Annotated in this window: 17 protein-coding genes, 1 tRNA gene and 1 pseudogene; 17 read left to right on the forward strand and 2 right to left on the reverse strand. The window is 72.9% G+C overall.

Going from position 1 to position 18,687, the window contains the following annotated elements; genetic code table 11:
• Positions 1–61: 61 nt before the first annotated feature.
• Complete coding sequence (locus tag IE257_RS32605; protein WP_189973438.1) at positions 62–829, forward strand: YidC/Oxa1 family membrane protein insertase; 768 nt, start codon at positions 62–64, stop codon at positions 827–829.
• A 123-nt stretch (positions 830–952) separates the two neighbouring features.
• Entirely contained in the window at positions 953–1,810 is an 858-nt protein-coding gene (locus tag IE257_RS32610) for a fumarylacetoacetate hydrolase family protein (protein ID WP_189973439.1), read from the forward strand.
• A gap of 62 nt (positions 1,811–1,872) precedes the next feature.
• Here IE257_RS32610 and IE257_RS32615 read toward each other — a convergent pair whose 3' ends face one another.
• On the reverse strand, positions 1,873–2,973 hold the full coding sequence (locus IE257_RS32615; protein ID WP_189973440.1) for a Gfo/Idh/MocA family protein: 1,101 nt from the start codon (positions 2,971–2,973) through the stop codon (positions 1,873–1,875).
• Between the two features lie 55 nt (positions 2,974–3,028).
• Between IE257_RS32615 and IE257_RS32620 the strand changes: the two genes are divergently transcribed.
• The 13 genes from IE257_RS32620 to IE257_RS32680 all read left to right on the forward strand — a co-directional run bounded on the left by IE257_RS32620 (position 3,029) and on the right by IE257_RS32680 (position 16,171).
• The gene (locus IE257_RS32620; RefSeq protein WP_372453111.1) at positions 3,029–4,228 is read left to right on the forward strand and encodes an ROK family transcriptional regulator; all 1,200 of its coding nucleotides are present in this window, start codon (positions 3,029–3,031) and stop codon (positions 4,226–4,228) included.
• Between the two features lie 353 nt (positions 4,229–4,581).
• Positions 4,582–5,325 (forward strand): hypothetical protein, encoded by a 744-nt coding sequence (locus IE257_RS32625; RefSeq protein WP_189973442.1) that lies wholly within the window; start codon positions 4,582–4,584, stop codon positions 5,323–5,325.
• Positions 5,326–5,400: 75 nt separating this feature from the next.
• The gene (locus tag IE257_RS32630; RefSeq protein WP_189973443.1) at positions 5,401–6,165 is read left to right on the forward strand and encodes a GntR family transcriptional regulator; all 765 of its coding nucleotides are present in this window, start codon (positions 5,401–5,403) and stop codon (positions 6,163–6,165) included.
• 148 nt (positions 6,166–6,313) lie between these two features.
• Positions 6,314–7,435, forward strand: coding sequence for a TIGR03364 family FAD-dependent oxidoreductase (locus IE257_RS32635; RefSeq protein ID WP_189973444.1), 1,122 nt, complete (start codon positions 6,314–6,316; stop codon positions 7,433–7,435).
• A gap of 2 nt (positions 7,436–7,437) precedes the next feature.
• The gene (locus IE257_RS32640; protein ID WP_372453114.1) at positions 7,438–8,178 is read left to right on the forward strand and encodes a phosphonatase-like hydrolase; all 741 of its coding nucleotides are present in this window, start codon (positions 7,438–7,440) and stop codon (positions 8,176–8,178) included.
• Positions 8,175–9,224 (forward strand): ABC transporter ATP-binding protein, encoded by a 1,050-nt coding sequence (locus tag IE257_RS32645; RefSeq protein ID WP_229920785.1) that lies wholly within the window; start codon positions 8,175–8,177, stop codon positions 9,222–9,224. The genes IE257_RS32640 and IE257_RS32645 overlap by 4 nt, the downstream gene beginning before the upstream one ends.
• Positions 9,225–9,411: 187 nt before the next feature.
• A complete protein-coding gene (locus tag IE257_RS32650) occupies positions 9,412–10,227 on the forward strand; it encodes a 2-aminoethylphosphonate ABC transporter permease subunit (RefSeq protein ID WP_189973446.1) in 816 nt (271 codons plus the stop codon).
• Positions 10,214–11,011: an ABC transporter permease gene (locus IE257_RS32655; RefSeq protein ID WP_189973447.1), complete on the forward strand. Its 798-nt coding sequence runs from the start codon at positions 10,214–10,216 to the stop codon at positions 11,009–11,011. Before IE257_RS32650 ends, IE257_RS32655 begins: the two co-directional genes overlap by 14 nt.
• Positions 11,012–11,069: 58 nt before the next feature.
• Entirely contained in the window at positions 11,070–12,140 is a 1,071-nt protein-coding gene (locus tag IE257_RS32660; protein ID WP_189973448.1) for a 2-aminoethylphosphonate ABC transporter substrate-binding protein, read from the forward strand.
• Positions 12,141–12,301: 161 nt separating this feature from the next.
• Positions 12,302–13,825: an alkaline phosphatase family protein gene (locus IE257_RS32665; protein WP_189973449.1), complete on the forward strand. Its 1,524-nt coding sequence runs from the start codon at positions 12,302–12,304 to the stop codon at positions 13,823–13,825.
• A gap of 133 nt (positions 13,826–13,958) precedes the next feature.
• Positions 13,959–14,738, forward strand: coding sequence for an HAD-IIA family hydrolase (locus IE257_RS32670; protein WP_030388598.1), 780 nt, complete (start codon positions 13,959–13,961; stop codon positions 14,736–14,738).
• A gap of 159 nt (positions 14,739–14,897) precedes the next feature.
• Positions 14,898–15,497: a hypothetical protein gene (locus tag IE257_RS32675; protein WP_229920786.1), complete on the forward strand. Its 600-nt coding sequence runs from the start codon at positions 14,898–14,900 to the stop codon at positions 15,495–15,497.
• A 5-nt stretch (positions 15,498–15,502) separates the two neighbouring features.
• A complete protein-coding gene (locus IE257_RS32680) occupies positions 15,503–16,171 on the forward strand; it encodes a class F sortase (RefSeq protein ID WP_189973450.1) in 669 nt (222 codons plus the stop codon).
• A 105-nt stretch (positions 16,172–16,276) separates the two neighbouring features.
• Here the strand turns inward: IE257_RS32680 and IE257_RS32685 are convergent.
• Positions 16,277–16,350: transfer RNA gene (locus IE257_RS32685), tRNA-Lys, on the reverse strand.
• A gap of 231 nt (positions 16,351–16,581) precedes the next feature.
• Here IE257_RS32685 and IE257_RS32690 point away from each other — a divergent pair.
• Positions 16,582–17,922: a peptidoglycan-binding protein gene (locus tag IE257_RS32690; RefSeq protein ID WP_189973492.1), complete on the forward strand. Its 1,341-nt coding sequence runs from the start codon at positions 16,582–16,584 to the stop codon at positions 17,920–17,922.
• Between the two features lie 11 nt (positions 17,923–17,933).
• Positions 17,934–18,687 (forward strand): annotated as a pseudogene (locus IE257_RS32695) (hypothetical protein); the annotation flags it as partial.

Raw genomic sequence — 18,687 nt, forward strand, 5'->3', positions numbered from 1 at the left:
CGGGTCGTCACGCCGAAATGCATCTCTTTCGACGTTCGACGAGACCCTTCGGAGGGCCCGCGTGTCCGTTTTCACCCACCTTGTTGCTGAGCTGGGCCGGCTTCTCGAGCCGGTGCTGGCGCAGTCCGCGACCGCTGCCGCGATCGTGCTGTTCACCGTGCTCGTACGGCTCGCCCTGCATCCGCTGAGCCGGGCCGCGTTGCGGGGGGCGACCCCTGCGGCGGGGTGCCTGCCGGTGCTGCTGCAGCTGCCGGTGTTCTTCGTGATGTACCACGCGTTCTCCTCCGCCGAGGTGGGCGGGAAGGCCAACGAACTGCTCGGTCACCGGCTCTTCGCCGCGCCGCTGGGGTCCCGGTGGACCGGTGCGCTCGGCGAGGGCGGCCTGTTCGGGGCGCAGGGGCTGGTGTTCCTCGGCCTGTTCGCGGCGATCGCGGTGGTGGCCGCGTGGAGCGCGGTGCGGGGGCGCCGGACGGCCACAGCGGCTGCGGCTGCCGCCGCAGCCGCTGCCCCGGCGAAGGCGAAGGCGAAGGCCGCAGTCCCGAAGAAGTCCGGGGCGCGCGCCGGCGCCGGGGCGGGGGTCACGGCCGAGGTGAGCGCCGAGCAGCAGGAGGTCATGCGCAAGCTGGGCGGCGTACTGCCCCTGCTCTCTTTCGGGACGCTGATCACCGCCGCCGTGGTGCCGCTGGCCGCCGGCCTCTACCTGGTGACCACCACCGCGTGGTCGGTGGCGGAGCGGGCCTGGCTCCAGCACCGCGAGGAGCGGGCGGAGCGGCAGGCGGAACAGGGCGCGGAGCAGCCGGCGGACGGAGCTGTGCGTTCCAGTCTGTGAACAGGGTCTTGCGGATGGGGTGGCCATCTTGGAGGATCGACCAAATCCTCCGATGGCCGCAACCCATCGGCCGGCCCCGGGCACGCCCGTGGGCCGACCACCCACGACCACGGGAGAATGCCCATGAAGCTGCTGCGTGTCGGACCCGTAGGGTCGGAACGCCCCGCGCTGCTCGACCGGGACGGCACCCTGCGTGACCTGTCCGGCCTGATCACGGATGTGGACGGCGCCCTGCTCGCCGACGACACCGTGCTGACCCGGGTGCGGGACGCGGCCGACTCCGGCGAGCTTCCGGTGCTGGGCGCCGAGGGCCTGCGGATCGGTGCGCCGGTCGGCCGTATCGGCAAGGTCGTGGGCATCGGCCTGAACTACTTCGGGCACGCGGCCGAGATCGGCGCGGAGCCGCCGGCCGAGCCGATCCTGTTCCTGAAGGCCGCGGACACGGTGGTCGGCCCCGACGACACCGTGCTGATCCCGCGCGGCAGCGTGAAGACCGACTGGGAGGCGGAGCTCGGCGTCGTCATCGGCAGCACCGCGCGCTACCTGGACTCCGCGGAGCAGGGGCTCGCGCACGTCGGCGGCTACGTGCTGGTCAACGACGTCTCGGAGCGCGAGTTCCAGATCGAGCGCGGCGGCACCTGGGACAAGGGCAAGAACTGCGAGACCTTCACCCCGCTCGGCCCGTGGCTGGTCACGGCCGACGAGGTGCCGGACCCGCAGGCCCTGGACGTGAAGCTGTGGGTCAACGGCGAGCTCAAGCAGGACGGCAACACCGCGGACCAGATCTTCCCGGTCGGCGAGGTCGTCCGGTACCTGAGTCACTTCATGACCCTGTACCCGGGCGATGTCATCGTCACCGGTACGCCGGCGGGCGTGGCCATGGGCCAGCCGGAGCCGAAGCCGTACCTGCGCGCCGGTGACGTCGTGGAGGTGGAGATCGAGGGTCTCGGCCGTCAGCGCCAGGAGTTCAAGGGCGCGTAGCGGCGGAACGGGGAGGGGCGGGGCCGCCATCGGCGGCCCCGCCCCTCCCCCGTGTGCGGACCTCACTCCGCGGCGGGAATCTCCACCACCACGCCCTCCCGGGACGACCGGCGGGCCGCCTCCAGCACGTCGAGGCACTGCGCGGCGTCGTGTGCGGTCACCGGCGCGGGCCCGCCCGTGCGCAGTGCGGCCTCCACCGCCGCGTAGTACGCCGGGTAGTCGCCCTGCTCCGTCGGCACCGGGATCCCGCCGCCGGTCAGCGGCGACTCTCCGGAGCCCAGCCGACCCCACAGGTGCGGGGGTTCCTCGCCCCAGGGCAGGTCCCCGTTCGGCCGCAGCCCGTCGCGCAGGGCGCCCTCCTGCGGGTCGAGGCCGTACTTCACGTACCCGGCCCGGGAGCCCAGGACGCGCAGCCGCGGCCCGAGCTGGGCGGTGGTCGCGCTGACATAGAGGTGGGAGCGGACCCCGTTCGCGTGCGTGAGCGCGATGAAGGTGTCGTCGTCGGTCTCGGCGCCCGGGCGGCGCACGTCGGTCTCCGCGTAGACCCGTACCGCCGGGCCGAAGAGCACGAGCGCCTGGTCGACGACGTGGCTGCCGAGGTCGTACAGCAGGCCGCCGATCTCCTCCGGGGCGCCCGACTCGCGCCAGCCGCCCTTCAGCTGCGGGCGCCAGCGCTCGAAACGGGACTCGAAGCGCTGGACCTCGCCCAGTTCGTCGTCGGCGAGCAGGCGGCGCAGGGTCAGGAAGTCGTTGTCCCAGCGCCGGTTCTGGAAGACGGAGAGGAAGGTTCCGCTGCGCTCCGCGAGGGCGGCGAGCGCGCGGGCCTCGGCGGCCGTGGCGGCGAGCGGCTTGTCCACGACCACCGGGACACCGGCTTCGAGGGCGGTGGTGGCGAGCGGGACGTGCGTCCGGTTGGGGGAGGCGATCACGACGAGGTCGAGGTCCCGGTCCCACAGCTCGGCGGCGGTGGTGGCGATGCGGACGTCGGGGAACTCTGCGCGGGCCTGGGCCTGCCGGTCCGGATCGGAGGTGACGACGGTGTCGAGGGTGAGTCCGTCCGTGGCGGCCACGAGGGGGGCGTGGAAGACGGAGCCGGCGAGTCCGTAGCCGATGAGGCCGACACGGAGGGGTGCGGGGGAGGATGGGGAGGCGGGGTTGCTCATGGAACCACTTTGGCAACAGTGTTGCCGAAGTGCAAGGAAGGTGGACAATGGACTCGTGAACAGGGGTAGCGGGGACGGGCGCGGCGGGGTGAACCTGCCGGCGCTGCGCGGGTACAACGAGGCGCTGATGCTGGATCTGCTGCGCGGCGCGGGTCCGGCGGGCCTGGGCCGCGCCGAGCTCGCGGCCCGTACGGGACTCACCCCGCAGGCCGTCAGTAAGATCACGGCCCGCCTCGGCGCGGACGGGCTGGTCGCCGAGGCAGGGCGAGCGGCGTCCACCGGCGGAAAGCCGCGCACCCTGCTCCGGCTGGTGCCGGACGTGCATCACGCCGTCGGAGTGCACCTGGACCGCGACGAGCTCCGGGCGGTACGGGTGGACCTGGCGGGCCGCGTCGTCGCCGAGGGCAGTGGCCCGCTGGACTTCGGGGCCGGCCCGGAGTCGGTGGTGGAGGCGGTCGTACGGGCGGTCGCGCGGGTCGGAGACCCGGCAGGGCTGCCGCCCCTGGGCGTCGGGGTGGCCGCACCGGGGCCGCTCGACCACCGGGCCGGGACGATGGGGCGGGTGACGGGGTTCCCGAGCTGGAAGGGCTTTCCGCTGCGGGGGGTACTGCAGGGGCGGCTGGGCCTGCCGGTGCTGCTGGACAAGGACACGAACGCCGGTGCGGCCGCGGCGGCCGGGGCGTGGCTCCGGGCCGCCTGGCCGGATGCGGATGCGGATGCGGATATGGATGCCGGGCGGGATTCGGCTGCCGGGCGTGACGCCGATGCCGCGCCGGATGGGTACGCGTATCCGTTTGCCGGTGGAGGGCCCCGCACCTGCGTGTACCTGCACGTCGGGACCGGGCTCGGCGCCGGGTTGTGGCTGGGCGGCGAGGTCTACCGCGGTGAGCGCTCGGCGGCGGGGGAGTTCGGGCACCAGGTGCTCCTGCTGGACGGCCCGCCGTGCCGGTGCGGGGCGCGCGGCTGCGTGGAGGCGCTGTGCCTGGGGGCGGTGGCCCGGGGTGATCTTCCCGAGGCGGCGCGGATCCTGGGAGAGGCCGCGGCCAATCTGGTGGCGCTGCTGGATGTGGACCGTGTGCTGCTCGGCGGGCGCGTGGTGGCGACGGCGCCGGACGTCTTCGTCGCCGGGGTCGGTGCCGTTCTCGCCGTCCGGGCGCTGGATCCGGCCCGGCCGGTGGTCGCCCTGGCGGGGGCGGGGGTGGCGGAGGGGGCGGCGGAGCTGGCGCTCGGGCCGGTGTTCGGGCGGGCCGGGTGACGTGGTGCCGGTGCCGTGCCGGTGCCGTGCCGGGTGCGGCGCCGTTGCCGGGGGCGCTGCCCCCGGACCCCCGCGCCTCAAACGCCGGCGGGGCTGAAGGATCGCCTCAAACGCCGGCGGGGCTGAGGGTGTGCCGGCGGGGCTCAAGGGGGGTGTCGGCGGGGTTCAAGGGGGGTGCCGGCGGGGCCGAGGGTATGCCGGGTTGACCCGTGCGGCATTCGGGCGTAAACCGGAACGACTCAGGCGTGGCTCCCGGAGAGGGGTTGCGCGGGGGTGGCAGGGTGCGGGCAGGGCCGGGGCGATTGTCACCTGGTCCGATCATCGTCCCGTCCGGCGAGCAGCGAAGGTCTTCCATGCGACTGCGCAAAGCCCTTGCCCTCACCGCCGTTCTCTCCGCCGCCCTGGTCGCCGCCACCGCGCCCACCGCCGGGGCCGACATCGGTGCGGGCGGTGGCCGCCCCGCGCCCGCGCTGCCCTCCCGTACGCAGGCCACCTGCGGCGACGGGAAGAGCACCGCCTTCCCCATCGGGGCGCGCATCCGCGGCGGTCCGGCCGTGTACCGCACCGGTGCCGGGCAGCAGACCTGGTACCTGGACCTGACCAACACCACGAACTCCGAGTGCACGGCCATCCACCCGATCGTCGTCTTCACCGACAAGGCCCGCACCCTGCGCCCCGCCCACCTGCGCATGGACTTCGCCGCCCCGGGCGGCACCTTCCCCGTCAGTCTGGAGCGGAGCGACCGCGACGAGATCATTGCCGTCTTCGACGGCGGTGACGCCTTCCCCGGGTTCACCGTCGGTCCCGGCGGGTCCCTGACCGTCAAGGTGGGCCTCGCCTTCGCCCCCGACGCCCCCGTCGGCGAGGTCGTCGCCGATGCCGCCCTCGTCCAGCGCAAGGGTGACGACGGCGACTGGATCGGTGAGGCCGGCGGCTACCGGTTCTCCGTCGAGGGCCCGGCCGATCCCGTCGAGGCGGGCTCCCTCGCCCACACCGGCCCGCGCGAGTGGGCGTACGGCGCCGGGGCCGTGGCCGCGCTCGCCACCGGCGGCGGGCTGCTGCTGGGGGCCCGGCGGCTGCGCCGGACCATGAGCTGAACGCGGCCGGCGGCAGGCGGCCGCTCCGCGCCCCCGTCACCACGCCGCCCCGACCGCCCCGCATAGAGTCCGATCGTGGAAGAACAGACCCAGCGTCACCGCCCCGGCTCGCCCGTCCGTTCCGGCATTCCCGAGCACGGCCGCATCCCCAAGTACTACGCCGTCAAGGCCCGGATCGCCGAGCTCCTCGACGAGCTCGGCGAGGGCGGCACGCTGCCCACCGAGCGTGATCTCGCCGAGCGGTACGAGGTGTCCCGCGAGACCGTCCGCCAAGCCCTGCGCGAGCTGCTGTTGGAGGGCCGGCTGCGCCGCTCCGGCCGTGGGACCGTCGTCGCCGGGCCCAAGCTGGAGCAGCCCCTCTCCCTCGCCAGCTACACCGAGGGCGTGCGCCGCCAGGGCCGCCGTCCGGGCCGTCACCTCATCGGCCTGGAGCAGTTCCCCTGCCCGCCCGACGTCGCTCCGGGCATCGGCGCCGAGCCCGGCGAGCCCGTCTGGCACCTGGAGCGGGTGCTGCTCGCCGACGACGAGCGCGTCGGCCTGGAGAGCACGTACATCCGGGTGGCCCGGGCCCCGCGCCTGGACATCGATTTCCAGCCCGACTCCTCCTTCTACGGGTACCTCCGCGACAGCCTCGGCATCTCCTTCGGCGAGGCCGACGAGAAGCTGGAGACGGTCCTCGCGACCCCCCGCGAAGCCCTGCTGATCGGCACCCCTCCCGCCCTTCCCATGCTGCTCATCCACCGCTTCTCGCGGGACCAGGACGGCCGGCCGCTGGAGCGGGTCCGTTCGCTCTACCGTGGTGATCGGTTCAGCTTCACGACCCGCCTGCACGCCGAATAGCCCAGGACGTATCTCGCGGTATCGGGCATAGTGGGGTGCCATGCGATCACAGAAAGATAACGGGTCTAGTCCAAGTGTCGAAGTCTGTTCACCGGCTCGTTGCCGGACCGCTCCTCCCGGGTCACGGGCCGCACCCACCGTTGCCGACGTGAGAGTCATAGTCGTCGGAGGCGGCGTGGTCGGCACCATGCACGCCTGGCAAGCAGTCGAACGCGGCCACGAGGTCGTCCAGATCGAGCGAGAAGCGGAGGCCCGCGGCGCGTCACTGCGCAATTTCGGCCAGATCTGGGTCAGCGGACGGGCCGGGGGCGAGGAGCTCGAAACCGCCCTGCGGGCCCGCGAGCTCTGGGAACGCATCGGCGCGGAGGTGCCCGGCCTGGGCTTCCGTGCCAACGGCTCCCTCACCCCCGTCCGCACCCCCCGCGAACTCGCGGTCGCCGAGGCGGCCCTGGCCCGCCCGGACGCCGCCGCCCGCGGCTACGAGCTGGTCACCGCGGCCGAGGCCCGGGAGATCAACCCGGCGCTGCGCGGCGCCTTCGAGGCCGCCCTGTGGTGCGAGCGGGACGCGGCCGTCGAGCCGCGCACCGCACAGCTCCACCTGCGCGAGGCCCTGCGCGCCTCCGGCCGCTACACCTTCCTCGCCGGCCGCGAGGTCCGCGAGGTGGTCGGCCGCGCCGCCGTCCGCGACGACCACGGCGACGTGCACCGCGCCGACGCGGTGGTCCTGGCCACCGGCGCCTGGCTGTCCGGCCTGGTCCGCGAACTCGTCCCCGACCTGCCCGTGCGCCGCGTCCGCCTCCAGATGATGCAGACCGACCCGCTCGGCGAGCGGCTGACGACCTCCGTCGCGGACGCCGACAGCTTCCGCTACTACCCGGCCTACAGGTCCCCCGCGCTCGACGACCTCAACGCCGGGCAGGTGCAGGCGCCGATCGCCGCCGCGCACAGGATGCAGCTGCTGATGGTCCAGCGCCGGGACGGCGGACTGACCATCGGCGACACCCACGAGTACGAGCACCCCTTCGCCTTCGACACCCTCGAAGACCCCTACGAGCACGTCGCCGCCGTGGCCGAGTCCTTCCTGGGCCGCCCTCTGCCGAGGATCCGCCACCGCTGGGCGGGCGTGTACGCGCAGTGCACCGACACCACCCGCGTCGTCCACCGCCAGCAGGTGGCCGACGGCGTCTGGCTGGTGACCGGGCCCGGCGGACGCGGCATGACCTGCTCGCCCGCCATAGCCGAGACCACCGCGAACGAACTGGGCTGGTAAGTCTGATGAGCGACATCACGAACGACACCCCTGACACGGCCGAAGCCTCCGGCGTCGTCACCCGCCGCAAGCTGGTCGTCCTCGACATGGCCGGCACCACCGTCGCCGACGGCGGCCTCGTCGAGCGCGCCTTCGAGCAGGCAGCCGAGCGCCTCGGGGTCGAGCCAGGCACCCCCGACCACGCCGCGAAGCTCCAGTACGTCCTCGACACCATGGGCGAGTCCAAGATCTCCGTCTTCCGTCACCTCTTCGGTACGGAGGAACTCGCCCGCCGCGCCAACTCCGCCTTCGAGGAGGCCTACGGGGAACTCGTCGACGGCGGTCTCGTCACCCCGCTCCCCGGCGCCCGCGCCGCGATCGAGAAGCTCCGCGCCGACGGCCGCACCGTCGCCCTGACCACCGGCTTCGCCCGGGTCACCCAGGACGCCATCCTCGACGCCCTGGGCTGGCAGGACCTCGCCGACCTCACCCTCTGCCCCGCGGACGCGGGCGGCCGCGGACGCCCCTTCCCGGACATGGTGCTGACCGCGTTCCTGCGCACCGGCGCCGTGGACGACGTGACCGACATCGTGGTCGCGGGCGACACCGCGTACGACATGCTCAGCGGCCGCCGCGCCGGCGCCGGGATCGTGGCGGGCGTCCTCACCGGCGCCCACGACCGCGCGGCGCTCACCGGGCACGGCGCGACGCACGTCCTCGCCTCCGTCGCCGAACTCCCATCCCTCCTCGTGGAGTCGGCGTGAGCGGTATCCGTTTCGACGGCGTCAGCGTCGCCTACGGCGGCAACACCGTCCTGGACTCCCTCGACCTGACCGTCGAACCGGGCGAGGTGATGGCCCTGCTCGGCCCATCCGGTTCGGGCAAGACCACCGCCCTGCGCGCCGTCGCCGGCTTCGTACGGCCGGTCGGCGGCCGGGTGCTGATCGGCGACCGGGACGTCACCGCGCTCCCGCCGCACAAGCGCGGCATCGGCATGGTCGTCCAGCAGTACGCGCTCTTCCCGCACATGCGGGTCGAGGACAACGTCGCCTTCGGCCTCAAGGCGCAGAAAGCGCCCAGGGCCGAGATACCGGGGCGGGTCGCCGAAGCGCTGGAGATGACCGGGATGGCGGCGTACGCCGGGCGCTACCCGCGAGAGCTGTCCGGCGGTCAGCAGCAGCGCGTGGCCATCGCCCGCGCCCTCGCGATCCGCCCCGGGGTGCTGCTGCTCGACGAGCCGCTGTCCGCCCTCGACGCGCAGCTGCGCTCCGGAATGCTCGCCGAACTGGCCCGGCTGCACCGCGAACTGCCCGACGTATCGATTCTCTACGTCACCCACGACCAGGTGGAGGCGCTCACCCTGGCCGACCGGATCGCCGTCATGGACCGGGCCGGGCTGCAGGACTGCGGGACCCCGCAGGAGCTGTACCGGGCCCCGCGAACCGAGTTCACCGCCTCCTTCGTCGGCAACGCGAACCTGCTGCCGGTGACGGTCGCCGAGGACGGCGCGGTCTTCGAGGGCCGGGCGCTGACCCTCGACCGCGGCCGCGCGGCGCCGGGTTCCACGGCCACTCTGTGCGTACGGCCGCACCTGCTCGGGCTCGGGGCCGGCCCCAATGCACTGAGCGGCACCATCGCCGAGGTCCAGTGGCGGGGCTCCACGCACCGGCTGTACGTGGACGTCGGAGGCCACCGCGTGAAGGCGGACCTCCCCGAGCTGCGGGAGACGCCCGCGCTGGGGGACCGGGTCACGCTGCACTTCGAGCCGCGGGACGCGGTGCTGTTGGGCGCGGGGGTGTCGGATGGCTGAGGCCACGCGGCGCGCCGCGCTCCCGGCGGCCGTCGGCCCGCCCCGGGCCGAACACCCACGGGGCTCCGCCCCGGACCCCGCGCCTCAAACGCCGGCGGGGCTGGAAGATCGGGGCTCCGCCCCCGGCCCCGCGTCTCAAACGCCGGCGGGGCTGGATGGGTCGGGCGGAGGCCGGTCAGGGCCACGGATGCCGCGCGGCGTATGGGCGCTGCCGCCCGTGGTCGTGCTTGCGCTGGTGTTCCTGTATCCGCTCGCGCTGGTCGTCCAGCAGTCGTTCAGCCCCGAGAGCGGCGGCGGCGCCTTCGACGCGTACGCCTCCGTCTTCGCCTCGCAGAGCTTCCGCGAGGCTCTCGGGACCACCGTCTGGCTGGCCGTCGGCGCCACCGTCGGCTGCCTCGTACTCGGCTTCGCGCTCGCGCTGGTCATCGCCTTCGTGCCCTTCCCCGGGGCCCGCGCGGTCGCCAAGTTCATCGACGTCTTCCTCTCCTTCCCCTCCTTCCTCATCACCCTCGCCCTCCTCTTCGTCTACGGCACGGTCGGCATGGCCAACGGCCTCGTCACCGACCTCACCGGCGCAGCCGAAGGACCCTTCCACTTCCTGACCACCCCCTGGGGCGTCCTGCTCGCGGAGATCACGTACTTCACGCCCTTCGTGATGCGCCCGCTGCTCGCCGCCTTCTCCCAGCTGGACACCGCCCAGCTGGAGGTCGCCGCCGGCCTCGGCGCGCGGCCCGCCCGGATCGTCCGGCAGGTGATCCTGCCCGAGGCCCTCCCGGCCCTCGCCGCCGGCGGCAGCCTCGTCCTGGTCATGTGCCTCAACGAGTTCGGGATCGTCCTGTTCACCGGCGCCAAGGACGTCACGACCCTCCCGATGCTCATCTACGGCAAGGCCATCCTCGAATCCGACTACTCGGCCGCCTGCGGGGTCGCCGTCGTCAACATCGCGATATCCGTCGGCCTGTTCGGCCTCTACCGGGTGGTGGGCAAGCGTGCTGGTGCATAGCAAGAGCGGCCGCTGGGCCGCATGGGGCCTCTTCGGCCTCCTCTTCCTGCCGCTGTTCGCCCTGCCCCTGCTCGTCGTGGTGGCCGCGTCCTTCTCGACGCACTGGTCCGGGGCCTTCCCCTCGGGTCCGACCACCGAGAACTACGCCGCCGCCGTGCGCGGCGAATCCCTCCAGGCACTGACCACCAGCCTGGTCACCGCCGTCGCCGCCAGCCTGCTCGCGCTCGCCGTCGGGACCTGGGCCGCGCTGGCCGCCGCCACGTTGAAGAAGCGCGGGAAGCGGCTCATGGACGCGCTGTTCATGCTGCCCGTCGCCGTGCCGTCCGTGGTCGTCGGCCTCGCGGTGCTGGTCGCCTTCAGCCGGCCGCCGGTCCTGCTCAACGGCACCGGGTCGATCGTCGTCCTGGCGCACACGGTCCTTGTCACGGCGTTCGCCCACCAGTCGGTCTCGGCGGCGATCGTACGGCTCGACCCCGCCTACGAGCAGGCGGCGGCCTCCCTGGGCGCCCGTCCCGCGTACGTGCTGTGGCGGGTCGAACTCCCCCTCCTGCTGCCGTCCCTCACGGCCGCCGCCGGGCTCTGCTTCGCCCTGTCCATGGGCGAGCTGAGTGCCACGATGATGCTCTACCCGCCGGACTGGATGCCCCTCCCGGTCCGCATCTTCACCGCCACCGACCGCGGTTCGCTCTTCACCGGTTCCGCCGTCGCCGTGGTCCTGATGGCCGCCACCCTCCTGGTCCTCCTGGCGGTCTCCCGCGTCCGGACCAGGGCCTCCTACCGCTGAACCGTCCTCCCCGCAGCCATCATCCTCCGCTGACTCCCTTTCCCCGTAAGGAAGTTCCATGAACGGCAAGAGACTCCTCCGCACCGCCACCGTCGCAACCGGCAGCCTCGTCCTCGCCTCCTCCCTCACCGCCTGCGGCTCCTCCACCGCAGACTCCGAGGGCGGCGAGAAGGTCGTCACCGTCTACAGCGCCGACGGCCTCAAGAGCGAGAAGGGCGACGGCTGGTACGACAAGGTCTTCGCCGACTTCACCAAGAAGACCGGCATCGAGGTCAAGTACGTCGAGGGCGGCTCGGGCGAGATGGTGCAGCGCGCCGTCCGCGAGAAGACCAACACCCAGGCCGACGTACTGATCACCCTGCCGCCCTTCATCCAGCAGGCCGACGGCAAGGGCCTGCTGCAGGCCTACAGGCCGCAGGGCTCCGACAAGGTCAACGGCGGGGACAAGTCCGCCGACGGCAAGTGGACCTCGGTCGTCAACAACTACTTCGGCTTCGTCCACAACAAGAAGGAGCTCGCCGAGGCCCCCAAGACCTGGGAGGAGCTGCTGGACGCCAAGTACAAGGGCAAGCTCCAGTACTCCACCCCGGGCGTCGCGGGCGACGGGACCGCCGTACTGATCAAGGCGATGCACGACTTCGGCGGCAAGGAGCCGGCGATGGAGTACCTGAAGAAGCTCCAGGCCAACAACGTCGGCCCGTCCTCCTCCACCAGCAAGCTGGCTCCCAAGACCGACAAGGGCGAGCTGCTCGTGGCCAACGGCGACGTCCAGATGAACTTCGCGCAGTCCAAGTCCATGCCGAACCTCGGCATCTGGTTCCCCGCCAAGGACGGCGGCAGGCCCACCACCTTCGCCCTGCCGTACGCGGCCGGCCTGGTCGACAAGGCCCCGCACACCGAGAACGGCAAGAAGCTCCTCGACCACCTCCTCAGCGTGGACGCCCAACAGCTGGTCAGCGGGATCGGCGGCGGCTTCCCGGCGCGCACCGACGTCAAGCCGACCGACGCCAACGCCGTCGAACTGACCAGGCTCATGTCGGGTGTCGAGATCTTCGAGCCGGACTGGGCGGACATCGACAAGAACCTCACCGGCTACGTCGACGCGTGGAAGTCGGCAACCGGAAGCTGACCGGTTACTTCCTGGCAATCCAGGACCGGCAGAGTGACGCTCGGATAACGGGTCTGGACCCAAGACCGCACCTTCGGCCGGACCCGGCACGTGCACCACGCCCCACGCCCCACGCCCCACGCCCCGCTCATTCGCCGCTCACTTGCTCCCAGGAGGAGTACGTGTCCCCTGCCCAGCCCGGACGTCGTGCCATCGCCGCGACTGCCGTCACCTCCGCCCTGATCGCCGCCACGGTCGCGGCCACCCCCGCCGGCGCCGCCGACGCGGCAGCCAACACCGACAAGGTCCTCGTCATCGGCATCGACGGCGCGGTCCTGGACCGCGTCAAGGTCGCGAACGCGCCGCACCTGAACGGCCTGATGGCCCAAGGGCTGACCGCCCGCAGCACCCTCTACGCGAGCCCCATGGCCGCCACCTCCTCGGGCCCCGGCTGGTCCACCATCGCCACCGGAGCCTGGCCCGACAAGCACGGCGTGAAGGACAACTCCTTCACCGGCAAGAACTACACGGCCTACCCGGACTTCCTGACCCGCATCGAGAACGCCAGGCCGGCGCTCAACACGTACGCGGCCGCCGACTGGGAGCCCATCACCTCCACCGACCAGAACGGCCCGATCTTCTCCCCGAAGGTGGACAAGCGGCTCTCCCTCAAGGGCGACCGCGACGGTTACCGCAACGAGGACCCGAAGATCGCCGCAGCGGCCGCCGCCGAACTGCGCGACCATAATCCGGACGCCGCGTTCGTCTACCTCGGAGAGATCGACGCGGCCGGCCACTCCTACGGCGCGGCCAGCCAGCAGTACCTCGACACCATCGCCCGCGTCGACACCCTGGTCGGCCAGCTCCTCACCGCCGTCCAGAACCGCCCGACGTACGCCCAGGAGAACTGGAAGGTCCTGGTCACCACCGACCACGGCCACACCAACTCCGGTGGCCACGGCGGCTCCACCATCCAGGAGCGCGGCACCTTCGTCATCGCCCGGGGCGCGGGCATCCCGGCCGGTTCGGTGCGCGACGACGTGAAGCTGGTCGACGTCGCCGCGACGGCCCTCGCCCAGGTCGGCGTCAGCGCCCCCGGCATCGACGGCACCCCGCTGAACGCCCCCGACTCCGACCCCTTCGACACCCTGCGCCCGAACCTTCGGGCCCGGGTGGACGAGACGGGCATCCCGGCCGGAGTGAAGGGCTTCACGCACACCCCGCCCGCCGGCTGGTCCGTCGACAACTCCGGGATGGGCACCGGCGGCGTCACCGAGTGGGCCGGCTGGGCCTTCGCGACCGACGAGTTCTGGAGCCAGTCGCAGCGCGACCAGTGGCGGGAGCTGAACGTCCGCTCCCGTGACGTCTTCGCCGTCGCCGACTCGGACGAGTGGGACGACAAGAGCCACACCGGAGCCTTCGACTCCACCCTGATCACCCCCAAGTGGGCGGTCACCGGCGGCAGCACCCGGAATCTGACCTTCCAGACGCACTACCGCCAGGAAGCCGGCCAGACCGCGCAGGTCCTGGTCTCCTACAACGGCGCCGCCCCGACCGTGGTGAAGTCCTACACGGCCGACGCCGTCGCCCGGTCCGAGTCCATCGCCCTGCAGGTCCCGGCCGGCGCCACCGACGTCCAGGTCCGCTTCCGCTACAGCGGCAACAACAACTGGTACTGGACCGTCGACGACGTCCGTCTGGGCTGATCACCCGGTCCGGTTCCCGGGGCCGGTACCCCCTCAGGGTCCGGGCTGTGGACGTCCCTGCCGTCCACGGCCCGGCCCCGATAGGGTGGTACAGACCAGATGTCGCAGGTCACCGAGAGCGGAGAACAGTCCAGTGGCAGAGCGCAAGCCGATCGAATCCTGGCTCACCGACATGGACGGGGTCCTCATCCACGAGGGCACCCCGATCCCCGGCGCCGATGCCTTCATCAAGCGGCTGCGCGAGTCCGGCAAGCCCTTCCTGGTGCTGACCAACAACTCCATCTACACCCCGCGCGACCTCCAGGCCCGGCTGCACCGGATGGGCCTCGACGTTCCCGTCGAGAACATCTGGACCTCGGCGCTGGCCACCGCCAAGTTCCTCGACGACCAGCGCCCCGGCGGCACGGCGTACGTCATCGGCGAGGCCGGTCTGACCACCGCTCTGCACGACATCGGCTACATCCTGACCGACCACGAGCCCGACTACGTGGTCCTGGGCGAGACCCGGACGTACAGCTTCGAGGCGATGACCAAGGCGGTCCGCCTGATCAACGCGGGCGCGCGCTTCATCTGCACCAACCCCGACGAGACCGGCCCGTCCACCGAGGGCCCGCTCCCGGCCACCGGCGCGGTCGCCGCGCTGATCACCAAGGCGACCGGCAAGAAGCCGTACTTCGCCGGCAAGCCGAACCCGCTGATGATGCGTACCGGCCTGAACGCCATCGGCGCGCACTCGGAGACCAGCGCCATGATCGGCGACCGGATGGACACCGACGTGCTGGCCGGTCTGGAGGCGGGCATGCAGACCTTCCTCGTCCTCACCGGGCTGACCACCGAGCGGGACACCGAGAAGTTCCCGTTCCGTCCGACCAAGACGGTCGCCTCGATCGCGGACCTGGTCGACCTGGTCTGACGCCGGGGTGCGGGCCGTAGGGGCGCCGGGTCGCGGATCTCGGGCCGCTTGGGGCCGAACGGGCGTACCGCGTTTGGGGCGTACGGCTGACACGTACGGCGCCGCTCCGGATGCGCGGCGCCGCGCCGCGCGTGAATCTCCTTGTCGAGGAGGTTCACCATGCGCAGTGTTCCGATCGCTGTCCGCGCCACCGCGATGGCCGTCACCCTGGCGGCGTTCTCGGTGGTGACCGCACCGATCGCCCTGGCCGGCGAGGAGGATCGCGGCGACCGCGGCGACCGCGGCAGCATCGCCGTCGACCCGAATCCGGCCCACCCCGGGGCGCAGGTCAAGCTGCGCGTCCAGGGCTGCGACGGCACCCGCGGATCGGCCAAGTCCGCCGCCTTCGTGTCGGACATCGACCTGTACGGACGGGACGGCGGCCGCCGCAGCCCCCTCTACGGCGAGGGGATGATCAGCGCGCACGTCTCGCCCGGATGGCACTCCGTCCGGGTGATGTGCGACGGCCACGAGAAGATCAGCGGCTCGGTCCAGATCTCCCAGTACCGCCCCTCCCACCACCCCAGTCCCGTCTGGCCGGTCCACGCGGGAGGCGGCGGCATGGCGGCCGAGCTCGCGGCCGAGACGGCCAAGAAGAGCCACAGCACCGACGGTCCCGGGCTGCCTCACACGGTGATCGGCGCCATCCTCGCCGCCGTGGCCACGCTTGCCGTCGCGGGCCGGGCGCTGGCGCTGCGCCGCCGCCGCAGCGGTGAGTGAGGACGGTGAGCGAGGACAAGGCCTCTGCGGGCGGTCGGCTGCTGACCTTCGCCGCCTGGGCGGTGCTGGTCCTCGGCCTGTGGCTGTGGGGCCGCCAGCTCACCGTGGCGCCGGCCCCGCCCGCGGGTCAGGCGGGCGGGACGGTGGGTCCGGGGCTGCCGGCCGCACACGCCCCGCTCGCCGCGGCCCTGCCGCAGCGGGTCGACCTGCCCTCCATAGGCATCCAGGCCCCGGTGATCCCCCGGGACCTGGACAAGGACGGCGCGATCGAGCCGCCCCCGTACGACCGGCCGGGCACGGTGGGCTGGTGGGGCCGGGGCACCCAGCCGGGGGCGGCCGGGACGGCGCTCATGGTGGGGCACGTGGACACCCGCTCGAAGCCGGCGGTGTTCTACGGGCTGAGCTCGGCGCAGCCGGGCGACAAGGTGCGGGTGGTGCGGACGGACGGTTCGGTCGCCGAGTTCACGGTCGAGGACGTACGGGTCTACGAGCGCGCCGCCTTCGACCCGCACAAGGCCTACGGCCAGCGGGTGCGCGGCCGTGCGGAGCTGCGGCTGGTGACCTGCGGGGGCTCGTACGACAAGGCGGCCAAGGAGTACACGGCGAACGTGGTGGTCTCCGCCTATCTGACGGGCGTGGGAGCCCGCCCGGGCACAGCGGGTACCGCGGCCTGACCGCGGAACGAAACGGCGGATCGAAACGGCGGAACGAGCAGGCGAACGAAGTAGGACGCGAAGAAGCCCCCCGCAGCTTTCGCTGCGAGGGGCTTCCTCCATCTGTGCGCCGCCAGGGACTCGAACCCCGGACCCGCTGATTAAGAGTCAGCTGCTCTAACCAACTGAGCTAGCGGCGCCTGCTGACAGAGAAAACTCTACCCCACCTCCGGGGGTGTCCGTGACCAGCCACGCCCGCCTTGTCCGATTAACCCATGTTTGACGGGTTTATCGTGCACGATATGTCTGCGCGTGCCGCATCTGATGCTTTATCGGGTGTGGCCTCCGCCGACCAGTGGACGAGTGCACGAGTGGACGAGCAGGGGAGTGGACGGAACCGCATGACGATGCAGCCTCCGACGCATGTGCAGATGCCGATGCCCGGTTTCGAGGAGTACGAGCCCGCGGGCGACTGTGCGTGCCGGGGCTGCGCGCAGCGTCGCCGCACCCTCGCCCGCGCGCGGGCCATACCGCTCCGGGACGGGGGGCACCCGGCCGCACGCGGAGCCCGCCGGGCGCTGGTGCTGGCCACCGCCGCGGGAGTGGTCCTCGGCGGCACGAGCGCGACCGCGGTGGCGGTGACCACCCCGGCCCCCGGGCCGGTGGCCCTCGACGACCCCGGTTCCCCGCAGGGCGGGCGGACCCCGCTGCACGGCCCGAAGGGCGGCCCTGTCGGGAAGCCCGGCGCTCCGGCCAAGCCCGGCGCCGTGCGGCGGATCGACCGCGCGACGATCATCAACCGGGCGAAGCTGTGGCTGGACGCCAAGGTCCCGTACAGCATGTCCGAGTACTGGGCGGACGGATACCGGCAGGACTGCTCGGGCTACGTCTCCATGGTCTGGAACCTCGGTACGAACGAGTGGACCGGCAGCCTCGACAAATTCGCCACCAAGATCACCAAGGATGAGCTGCTGCCGGGGGACATGCTGCTCTTCCACAACCCGGCGGACCCCAACAACGGCTCGCACGTGGTCATCTTCGGCGGCTGGGTCGACGAGACGCGCACGCACTACGTCGCCTACGAGCAGACGCGCCCGAACGCGCGGAAGCTGGCCACGCCCTACGGGTACTGGAGCAATGCGACGAAGTACGTCCCGTACCGGTTCAACGGGGTGCCGGGCGGGATCCTTCCGGAAACGCCCGGCACCGAGCCGCCCGCGGGCCCCAAACCGGGCGACGCGAAGGCCTTCCCGGGCACGGCCAAGTTCGGCCCCGGTGCCACGAACGACTACGTGGCCCAGCTGGGCCGGATGCTGATCGAGCGCGGCGCCTACCGCTTCTACCCCAAGGGGGTGGCCGACCGGACGTGGAGCGACCACGACAAGCTCGCCACCGCCGCCTTCCAGCGCGCGCAGGGCTGGACGGGCGCGGAGGCCGACGGCATTCCGGGCGCGCACACCTGGCGGCTGCTGGTCGAGAAGCAGGGCAAGAACATCCCGCCGACGGTGGCGGGCGCCCCGGGTCCGGGCGGTGTACGGGCCTACCCGGGCGCCTCGGTGTTCCGCCCGGGCCAGTCGAACGAGGCCATCAGGGCCCTGGGCCTCCAGCTGGTGAAGAAGGGCTTCGGCAAGTACTACACATCCGGTCCGGGTCCGCGCTGGAGCGAGGCCGACCGCCGCAACGTCGAGGCCTTCCAGCGCGCGCAGGGCTGGACCGGCGCCTCGGCCAACGGCTATCCGGGCCCGGAAACCTGGCGCCGGCTGTTCGCATGACGGAGGTAACGATGTTCCCCACGCGCACCACCTCGACCACGGGCACCCTCCGAGTCCCGCCGACGGCCGCCCCGGTGGTGGTCCGGGCGACGGATCCCGCAGCCGCGCCGGCTCCCGCCCCCGAGCCCGTCGCGCCGACGGCCCCCCCGGTGTACGCCGCCGCGCCGACGTCCGCACCCGCTGTCCACCCGGTGTACGCCGCCGCGCCCGCGTCGGCCGTAGCGCCCTTGCCCTTGCCCTTGCCCTTGCCGGAGCCCGAGCCCGCGGCCCTGCCGCTGTACGGGCCCGTGCCGACGCGGGAACACGCGGCCGCGGCGGTGGCCGTCGCCGCGCCGCGCGAGGCGGTCGAGGCGAGCCCGCCGGCCCTGGTGGGCGGCCCCGCCGCGGCGGAGCACGCGGGCGCCGCCGAGACCTCGTTCGGCTGGGCCGCGGCGGAGGCCGCCCGCCCGGCGCCCGAGCTGCCGCAGGGGTGGGAAGTGCCGGCGGCCCGGGCCCACCCGTACGACGAGGGGGACCGGGGCGCCGACCTGCCCGCCGCAGCGGGACTGGACATCCCGCACCCGCAGGACGAGGAGGCCCACGCCGGGGTCGCCACCCTGCGCCTGCGGGCCGCCGAGCCGGAGTCGGAGCCCGCGCCCGAAGCGGAGGTCGTAGCCGAGGTCGCCGTCGAGGTCGCCGTCGAGGTCGAGACCGAGGCCGCACCCGTGCCCGCGCCCGAACCGGCGGCCGCCGCACCCGCGGCCGCACCCGCACCCGCACCCGTGC

This window comes from Streptomyces avidinii (genome assembly GCF_014650695.1).
Lineage (GTDB): Bacteria > Actinomycetota > Actinomycetes > Streptomycetales > Streptomycetaceae > Streptomyces > Streptomyces avidinii.